Source organism: Micromonospora parastrephiae (assembly GCF_016802865.1).
GTDB lineage: Bacteria > Actinomycetota > Actinomycetes > Mycobacteriales > Micromonosporaceae > Micromonospora > Micromonospora parastrephiae.
Window position 1 is genome coordinate 1 of record NZ_JAEVHM010000324.1, and the last position, 3,875, is coordinate 3,875.

3 protein-coding genes are annotated in these 3,875 nt (G+C 70.7%); 2 read left to right on the top strand and 1 reads right to left on the bottom strand.

Going from position 1 to position 3,875, the window contains the following annotated elements:
• Positions 1-328: glycogen/starch synthase (locus JNW91_RS30290; RefSeq protein WP_203178908.1), on the bottom strand; the 328-nt coding region annotated here is incomplete at its 3' end.
• A 331-nt stretch (positions 329-659) separates the two neighbouring features.
• On the opposite strand from JNW91_RS30290, the gene glgX reads away from it, so the two are divergent.
• Both glgX and JNW91_RS30300 read left to right on the top strand, forming a co-directional pair.
• Entirely contained in the window at positions 660-2,777 is a 2,118-nt protein-coding gene (glgX, locus tag JNW91_RS30295) for a glycogen debranching protein GlgX (protein WP_203178909.1), read from the top strand.
• A 1-nt stretch (position 2,778) separates the two neighbouring features.
• Positions 2,779-3,875: alpha-amylase family glycosyl hydrolase (locus JNW91_RS30300; protein WP_238425976.1), on the top strand; the 1,097-nt coding region annotated here is incomplete at its 3' end.

The following is a 3,875-nucleotide window of genomic DNA, read 5'->3' on the forward strand; positions in this document are numbered from 1 at the left end:
GGTCTTCGGGGGCGCGCAGGATGCGGACGCCGTCGGCGTATTCCTCCAGGGGTGCGCCGTCGCTGTGGCGGGTGACGACGGTGACGTCGTGGCCGGCGGCGGCGAGGGCGACGGAGAGGGCGTGGACGTGTCGGCCGAGGCCGCCGACGAGCACCGGCGGGTACTCCCAGGACAGCATCAGGATGCGACGGGTCTGCGGCGGCACTCCCGGGCCGGGCTGCGGCGGCACGGCCGCGCCGGGCTGCGCGGGGGGCCGGGAGGTGAGGGTGGGCCGGTGGGCCCGGTCCGTGGCGGTAGCGAGCTGCTCGCCGACCCGCAGGGTCGTCACATCAATCTCCGTCCATGCATGGTGGTGCGCGCCGGCGTCAGTGGCGGCGGAGCGTGAGGTGTCAAAGGTGGCCGAGGGCCGAGTGGGCACGCGCGGGCGCGTGTCCTCAACTAGCAAAGGGCATCTCGCGCGATACCGCACCTTGAGAGGCGCCATGGTGACGGAAGACACCTGAGGGGTGTAGCGCGCATCAGACAGGTGGATTTCGGCCATCGCCCTGAAAGGATGGATTGGCGTGCCGGGACGCAGGGCAATACCCGCGTGCGTGCGGGCGGGCTCCGTCGGCGCGCCATGGCGCGGTGCGCACATGACCATGGTCTGAAGGAGCGACATGCAGGTCTGGCCGGGCGAGCGGTACCCCCTGGGCGCCACCTACGACGGGATGGGCACCAACTTCGCCATCTTCTCCGAGGTGGCCGAGCGGATCGAGTTGTGCCTCTTCGACGAGTGGGACACCGGCGCCGAGCGTCGCGTCGAGCTGCGAGAGGTGGACGCGTACGTCTGGCACGCGTACCTGCCGGGTATCGAGCCTGGCCAGCGCTACGGCTACCGGGTGTACGGCCCGTACGACCCGGCGAACGGGCTGCGCTGCAACCCGCACAAGCTGCTGCTCGACCCGTACGCCAAGGCCATCGACGGCGACGTGACGTGGGACCCGGCGGTCTACGACTACGACATGGCCGAGCCGGAGCGGATGAACGAGACCGACTCGGCGCCGTTCATGCCCAAGTCGGTGGTGGTCAATCCGTACTTCGACTGGGGCAACGACAAGCCGCCGCGCACCCCGTACCACCACTCGGTGATCTACGAGGCGCACGTGCGCGGCCTGACCATGCGCCACCCGGACATCCCGGAGGAGCTGCGCGGCACGTACGCGGCCATCGCCTCCCCGCCGATGATCGAGTATCTGACCCGGCTCGGGGTGACCGCGATCGAGCTGATGCCGGTGCACCAGTTCATCCACGACAATCGCCTCGTCGACCTGGGGCTGCGCAACTACTGGGGTTACAACACCATCGGGTTCTTCGCCCCGCACCACGGCTACTCCGCGCTGGGCCGGACCGGTCAGCAGGTGCAGGAGTTCCGGGGGATGGTCAAGGCGCTGCACGCGGCCGGCATCGAGGTCATCCTCGACGTGGTCTACAACCACACCGCCGAGGGCAACCACCTCGGGCCGACGTTGAGCTTCAAGGGCGTGGACGCGCCCAGCTACTACCGGCTCAGCGAGGAGGACCGGCGTTACTTCGTCGACTACACGGGCACCGGCAACAGCCTGAACGTGCGCAGCCCCCACTCCCTCCAGCTGATCATGGATTCGCTGCGCTACTGGGTGACCGAGATGCACGTCGACGGCTTCCGGTTCGACCTGGCGGCCACCCTGGCACGGGAGTTCTACGAGGTCGACCGGCTGTCCACCTTCTTCGAGGTGGTGCAGCAGGACCCGGTGGTCAGCCAGGTCAAGCTGATCGCCGAACCGTGGGACGTCGGCCCGGGCGGCTACCAGGTGGGCAACTTCCCGCCGCTGTGGACGGAGTGGAACGGCAAGTACCGCGACACGGTGCGGGACTTCTGGCGCGGTGAGCCGGCGACCCTCGCCGAGTTCGCGTCCCGGATCTCGGGCTCCGCCGACCTGTACCAGGACGACGGCCGGCGCCCGTTCCACAGCATCAACTTCGTCACCGTCCACGACGGGTTCACGCTCAACGACCTGGTGTCGTACAACGACAAGCACAACGAGGCCAACGGCGAGGACAACCGCGACGGCGAGAGCCACAACCGGTCCTGGAACTGCGGCGTGGAGGGCGAGACCGACGACGAGGCGGTGCTCGCGCTGCGGGCCAAGCAGCGGCGCAACTTCCTGGCCACCCTCATGCTGTCGCAGGGCGTGCCGATGATCGGCCACGGCGACGAGTTGGGCCGCACCCAGCACGGCAACAACAACGTCTACTGCCAGGACAGCGAGCTGGCCTGGGTCGACTGGGAGAACGCCGACTCGCAGCTGCTGGAGTTCGTCCAGACGCTGACCGCGTTCCGCAAACGGCACCAGGTGTTCCGCCGTCGCCGGTTCTTCACCGGCCTGCCGGTGGGCGGGCGCGGCATCGACGAGCCACTGCCGGACCTGGCCTGGCACACCCCGGACGGGCGGGAGATGACCGCCGAGGACTGGGGCAACGACTTCGGCCGTTCGGTGGCGCTGTTCGTCAACGGGGAGGGCATCCGTGAGCGCGGCCAGTACGGTCAGCGCCACCACGACGCCTCGTTCCTGCTCTGCTTCAACGCCCACGACGCGCCGCTGGAGTTCACCCTGCCGGGCAGCGAGTACGGGCAGAAGTGGGAACGGGTGATCAGCACCGCCGAACCCGAACCGGACGACGCCACGGTGATCAGCGCGGGCGGCACCATTCGGGTGCCGGACCGGTCCCTCGTCGTGCTGGAGAGGACGATCTGACATGCCGGCCACCCCTCCGAAGGCCACCTATCGCATCCAGGTCCGCCCCGGCTTCGGCCTGGACGCCACCGCCGAGATCGTCGACTACCTCGACGACCTGGGCGTCAGCCACCTCTACAGCGCCCCGCTGCTGGCCGCCACGCCCGGCTCGGCGCACGGCTACGACGTGGTCGACCACCGGACGGTCAACCCGGAGCTGGGCGGCGAGGCGGCCCGGCAGCGGCTGCTGCGCGCGCTGCGCGGCAGACGGCTCGGCCTGGTCGTGGACATCGTGCCCAACCACGCCGGTGTGACCGTACCCCCGGCGAACCCCGCCTGGTGGGACGTGCTGCGTCGGGGACGCGACTCGACGTACGCCGACTGGTTCGACATCGACTGGGACCGGGGCCGGCTGCTGCTGCCGGTGCTGGCCGACGACCCGGCCGCCCTGGACGACCTCAAACTCGTCGACGGGGAGCTGCGCTACCACGAGCACCGCTTCCCGGTCGCCGACGGCACCGGCGACGGCGACGCCCGCGCGGTACACGACCGGCAGCACTACGAGCTGGTGTCCTGGCGGCGTGGTGACGCCGAGCTGACGTACCGCCGGTTCTTCGCCATCGCGGGCCTGGCCGGCCTGCGCGTGGAGGACCCGGCGGTGTTCGCCGCCACCCACGAGTTGGTCCTGCGCTGGGCCGCCGACGGGGAGGTCGACGGCATCCGCGTCGACCACCCCGACGGGCTGCGCGACCCGGCCGGCTACCTGGCCCGGCTGCGGGAGGCCGCGCCGGACGCCTGGCTCGTGGTGGAGAAGATCCTGGAGTACGGCGAGGAGCTGCCGGACTGGCCGGTGGACGGCACCACCGGCTACGACGCCCTCGCCGCGGTGAACGGCCTCTTCGTCGACACCGACGCGGAGGGCGACTTCACGGTGCTGGACACCCGGCTGACCGGTCAGCGCACCTCGTGGGAGGACCTGACCCACACCACGAAGCTGGCTGCCGCGACCCAGCTGCTCGCCGCCGAGCTGACCCGGCTGGCCGCGCTCGCCCCCGAGGTGCCGACCGAGCAGGCGCGGGCCGCGCTCGCCGAGCTGGCCGCCGCGTTCCCGGTGTACCG

Excerpts from the sequence above, each read along its gene's own strand:
- glgX (WP_203178909.1), top strand. The coding sequence starts at position 660 with ATGCAGGTCTGGCCGGGCGAGCGGTACCCCCTGGGCGCCACCTACGAC.